The sequence below is a fragment of the bacterium genome (assembly GCA_040755795.1).
Lineage (GTDB): Bacteria > UBA9089 > CG2-30-40-21 > CG2-30-40-21 > SBAY01 > JBFLXS01.
In genome coordinates this window covers 1-4,965 of record JBFLXS010000311.1, presented here as the reverse complement: position 1 = coordinate 4,965, position 4,965 = coordinate 1, and the positions used below count along the sequence as shown (strand labels likewise).

Genomic DNA, 4,965 nt, shown 5'->3' with positions numbered 1-4,965 from the left:
AATTTACTCTTGAATAGTGCCAGAATTTTTCATACGATTTTGTTTTGGATTAAACGGATAAATCCGCTTAATCTGTTAAATCCTGCTGAAAAAATAATAGAATTAATTGCTGGTTCAAAATCGCTGAATATAGGCTTTTGTCTCATCTTTCTCAACATGTTCTCTTACCTGGAGTTTCGTGAATTTTCTATGATTCCTTTCTCCTTTAATCTTTGCGTTCTTTGCAGTCGATTTCTTTGCGTTCTTTGCGATTAAAAAAGGATAAATCGCAAAGGGCACAAAGGGAAGAAAATAGGTAAAGCATTTTTATCAAGTCAACTTCAAAGGATAAGTTGCAAAAAAATCATCAGGCTTTTGAGCCTAATTTTGCCATCTTTGAGCAAAATAAACAGATTGATAAGGATAAAGAGAATTTTAGAAGTAGCATAAAATTTACGAAAGTCCAGTTAATCTGACTAAAGAAAATATATATCTTAAGAAAGAACGAGAACAAGAGTATGGTCTGCCAAATATTATTGGTAAAAGTAAAGCACTTCAAGAGGTGATTAAGTTAGTCAAGAAAGTGGCTAAGACTAATGCAAATGTATTGATTTATGGTGAAAGTGGGACGGGAAAAGAGCTTGTCGCTCGCGCTATTCATATTAATAGCCTGCGCAAGGATAAACCTTTTATTGTTGTCAATTGTGCCGCTATTCCTGAGACTTTGTTAGAGAGTGAGTTGTTTGGCTATGCTCCTAAATCAGGTATTTCAGGTGCTGACCTTAAAGGTAAACCAGGTAAGTTTGAATTGGCTGATGAAGGCTCGATTTTCCTTGATGAAGTGGCTGATATGACTCTTTCTACTCAAGCTAAGATATTACGGGTATTACAAGAAAAGGAGTTTGAAAGAATTAGCGATACTAAACCTATTAAGGTAGATGTAAGAATTATTGCCGCTACAAATAAAAACTTAGAAGAGGCTATTAAAAAGAAAGAATTTAGAGAAGATTTGTACTTTAGACTAAATGTCATTTCTATCTCTTTACCTCCTTTATGCGAGAGAAAAGAAGATATTCCGTTGTTGATTGAGTATTTTATTGAAAGGTATGCTAAAGAGACTAAGAAGAATGTTGGTAGGATTTCTGATGAGGCGTTGGAATTATTGATGCAGTATGATTATCCAGGTAATGTTCGTGAATTAGAGAATTTAATCGAGCGGGCAGTGATTTTAACTGAAGGAGATACTATTCTTTTATCGGCATTGCCAACGGATTTGTCTAAGAGAACGAAGATAACGATTGATGCTCCCAAATCTACAATGTTAAATTCAGAGATACCTTACCTTCATTAGCAGATGCCTTGAGTCTCTATGATGCACCTTCTTATATTAAAATTCCAAATCAAGAGGTACAAAAGAAGGTATTTTTGAAAACATTCATTCAGGGAAAAGGTATTCTTGAGAATGTAAAAGATAAACTAAATCTCTCACATAGAACCGTTCATGACCATTTTAAATTAGTAAGAGAAACTATCTTTGTTTTACTGTGCAGGCATCAAGGCAATATTGAGAATTTAGCTAAAAGTTGGCATGTATCTACCTCGGATTTGCAAGTAGCTATTAGTAAGAAAAACAGGTTACTTAAATTTGTAGAGGGAATAGCTAAGGACTACAAAGGAGACGAAGAAAGAGCCTCAAAGCGATTTAATGTAAGTTTGGATGAGTTTAAAGAGGCATTTAGAAGATTAAAGGAAATTAGTAAATAATAGGACGCAAATTCTCACCGCTTCTTTAGGGTTTATAAAATTTATCCACCTGTGCAGTTAACTTTAGACCTGTGTCCGAAAAGGAGATATGGAGATTATGGAGATAAGGGGATATATTTAGGAGTTTTTGGTGAAAGGGTTAGGGTTAGGAGGCTGGTTTGGTTTAGGGGTTATGAAGTTAGTCTTTTTGCACAACCATCCTGACCTAACTTCCATACCAACTTCATAACCATAACCTTTTGCCCAATTATCCAAGGAATTTATAATCTCCACATCTCCCCGATCCCCTTATCTCCCTTCTTACACTTCTAATGTATAACCTGAACGGTTACAGGATTTGCTATCTAAACAATAAATGGGAGCCGTCTTGGGAACAGAAATTGAAGGTAGCGTAAAAGTTACCCACAAATTTTACATACACCCTTATTATACTGTGATTCAGACAGTAGACTATAGACATTAGACATCAGACTAAAGCATGCAGAAATTGCAGAAGAATGAAGGCTTGGGAGACCTGCCTATACTTCTGTAGGTAAGGCTCAGGAAAAATTCAGGGAGTGAAATTTTGAGGATGGTTTCCCAAATGTTACTAATTTCCTGCATAAATAGAGTCTTATGTCTTATGTCTTATGTCTTATGTCTTTTGTCTTTTGTCCAGTGTCTGAATCACAGATTATTATAAATTATAGTTGACAATAATTTTAAATTATGATAAACTAAACATTATGAAAATAAATGCTTCGCAAATCATAAAGGTAATAGAATTCTGGCAGAATACCTTAAGAGGAGATAAACTTTATCCCAGGTCTATCGTTGAAGCAATAGACCTTAAGACCAGAGAGATTGTAGATATTATTGGACCAAGACGAAGTGGTAAATCCTCTGTTCTAAAACTATTGATAAAACATCTAAACCTTAAGGATAATTCTTTATATATAAATTTTGAGGACCCCTATTTTATCGAGCACGACCACCCATCAATTATTGAAGAGATAATATCAGTTTATAAAGAATATTTTAATCCAGGTCTTTGCTACCTTTTCTTTGATGAGATACAGGTAATAAGCCAATGGGAGCGAACTATCCGAAAATTGCGTGATTCATCCCAATTTAAGATATTCGTAACTGGTTCGTCGTCAAAGCTTCTCAGTAGTGAGATAGCATCTTTGCTAACCGGAAGGCATTTGTCTTATCAACTTCTGCCCCTCTCATTTGGTGAATACCTTCAATTCAAAGGGGTAGGGATTCTTAATAAAAAGGACATCATATTAAAAGAAAAACTTTTACTTAAACTCTTTTCAGAATATTTATCGAAAGGTGGTTTCCCTGAGGTTGTTTTAACCGACAATTTAGAACTTCCCGGGCAATATTTCCGGGATATTATTCAGAAGGATATTGTTATGAGGTATGAGGTGCGTGAAAAGGGCATTCTTGAAAAGATGGCTATTTATCTTATAAGCAATGCCACAAAAACTACTTCTATTGAATCGCTTAAAAAGACCTTCAATATTTCCTATAAACTGGCATCTACCTATTTAGATTATTTGAAGGAGGTATTTTTGCTTTTTGAGATTCCGCAGTTTTCCTATTCCTTAAAAAAACAGCAAAAGGGGTTTAAAAAGATATATGCTGTTGATTGTGGACTTGCCAACGCTGTCTCTTTTAGATTTTCAGAAGATAAAGGTAGAATGCTTGAAATTTGCGTTTTCTTACACCTTTTGCAAATGGGGCAGGAACTCTACTATTATAAGACAGGGAATAATTTAGAGATTGACTTCCTGGTTAAGGATTTTAATGAGAGAAAAATACCTATTCAGGTAACCTGGGAATTTGAGAGTAAAAAAACAAAAGGTCGTGAATTATCCAGTCTTATTTCTACCATGGATGAACTAAAACTGAGAGAGGGGATAATTCTTACCTACGATGATGAAGATAGTATTTCGATTGATAATAAATTTATCAATATAAAACCGGTATATAAGTGGTTACTGGAAAGGGAAGGTAGAAATGATTAAATCTCTTATAAAAAGTATTTTGTATTATAGCGGCATAACACAACTCCTTCACCACTTTATCGCCTCAAAGACAAGATTAGCGGTGATATTGAGGTATCATTCCGTCGCAGATGAAGACTTTGTTTATGCCACCCCGAAAATAACCGTTTCGACAGGAGATTTTGAAAAACAAATAAAATATCTCTCTAAAAAATATAATATTATTTCTCTTGAAGATATTGCTGTCCACATTAAGGAAGGCAAAGAGTTACCCAGAAATTCATTAGCCATTACCTTTGATGATGGGTATAAAGATAATTATCTAAATGCCTATCCTATTTTAAAAAAATATGGTGCGACCGCGACATTTTTCCTTGTCGCGGGATGTATCGATGGGAAAGATATACTCTGGACACATCGAATCATCCATCTGGTCAAGGAGACAAAAAAGAAAGAAATCTCCCTTGAAAACCATCTCCTTAAATTTGAAACAGTTAAGGATAAATTAGTGTCGATAAATATCCTCAATTCGATAATCCTTCATCTTGACCAATCTAAAAGGGAAGAATTTATCACGGATTTAACCAGGAAGTTTGAAGTGGAGATAAACAGAGAGGAACTTAGCCATAAATATATGTTGTCCTGGGATGAGGTTAAGAAGATGGAGGGTATGTCCTTTGGTGGTCATACAGTTACCCATTGTAATCTGCCACATTGCTCTTATGAATATGCCAGGGAAGAAATTGAAGGTTCAAAGAAAATCCTGGAAGAAAAAATAGGCAAGCCGATAAATTTATTCTCTTATCCAAATGGCACAATTGAGGCTCATTTTAATGAAGAGAATAAAAAACTGGTTAAAGAGGCTGGTTTTATCTGCGCCGTAACTTCTCTTGATGGGCTGGTTGACAATAAAAGCGACCCCTATGAGTTAAGAAGAAAAGGGATTGGGAAAGAGACTAAATTGTATTGTCTGGCGACAGAGATTGTAGTAAATACTGTCTTGAAAGGATTCAAGGGGTCAAGGGATCCAGGGGTCGAGTGAACACCTTCATTTAATGTCCCATAGGGACAACATCTCGGTAGAAATAAATATCATACAAATAATGTCCCATAGGGACAATATATCGGTAAATGGCTTTCCATAAATTTTCTACCAATATATCGTTCCTACGGAACTGATTGATTTGTCTATCTATTCCTACCGATATTATGTTCCTAACGGAACGAT

General features: G+C 35.1%; 5 protein-coding genes. All 5 read left to right on the top strand.

Annotation, left to right across the window (positions count from 1 at the left end; genetic code table 11):
• Window positions 1-332 precede the first annotated feature (332 nt).
• The 5 genes from AB1414_15520 (at window position 333) to AB1414_15500 (ending at window position 4,779) form a co-directional block, all read left to right on the top strand.
• Complete coding sequence (locus AB1414_15520) at window positions 333-455, top strand: hypothetical protein (protein MEW6608828.1); 123 nt, start codon at window positions 333-335, stop codon at window positions 453-455.
• Window positions 431-1,330 carry a sigma 54-interacting transcriptional regulator gene (locus tag AB1414_15515; GenBank protein MEW6608827.1) on the top strand — a complete coding sequence of 300 codons (900 nt, stop codon included), beginning with the start codon at window positions 431-433 and terminating at the stop codon, window positions 1,328-1,330. Before AB1414_15520 ends, AB1414_15515 begins: the two co-directional genes overlap by 25 nt.
• Before the next feature lie 74 nt (window positions 1,331-1,404).
• Complete coding sequence (locus AB1414_15510; protein MEW6608826.1) at window positions 1,405-1,743, top strand: hypothetical protein; 339 nt, start codon at window positions 1,405-1,407, stop codon at window positions 1,741-1,743.
• A gap of 725 nt (window positions 1,744-2,468) precedes the next feature.
• Window positions 2,469-3,758 carry an ATP-binding protein gene (locus AB1414_15505; GenBank protein MEW6608825.1) on the top strand — a complete coding sequence of 430 codons (1,290 nt, stop codon included), beginning with the start codon at window positions 2,469-2,471 and terminating at the stop codon, window positions 3,756-3,758.
• Window positions 3,751-4,779, top strand: coding sequence for a polysaccharide deacetylase family protein (locus AB1414_15500; GenBank protein MEW6608824.1), 1,029 nt, complete (start codon window positions 3,751-3,753; stop codon window positions 4,777-4,779). Before AB1414_15505 ends, AB1414_15500 begins: the two co-directional genes overlap by 8 nt.
• The last annotated feature ends 186 nt before the right edge of the window (window positions 4,780-4,965 follow it).

Coding starts and splice junctions, on each gene's coding strand:
- AB1414_15500 (MEW6608824.1), top strand. CDS start 3,751: ATGATTAAATCTCTTATAAAAAGTATTTTGTATTATAGCGGCATAACA.
- AB1414_15505 (MEW6608825.1), top strand. CDS start 2,469: ATGAAAATAAATGCTTCGCAAATCATAAAGGTAATAGAATTCTGGCAG.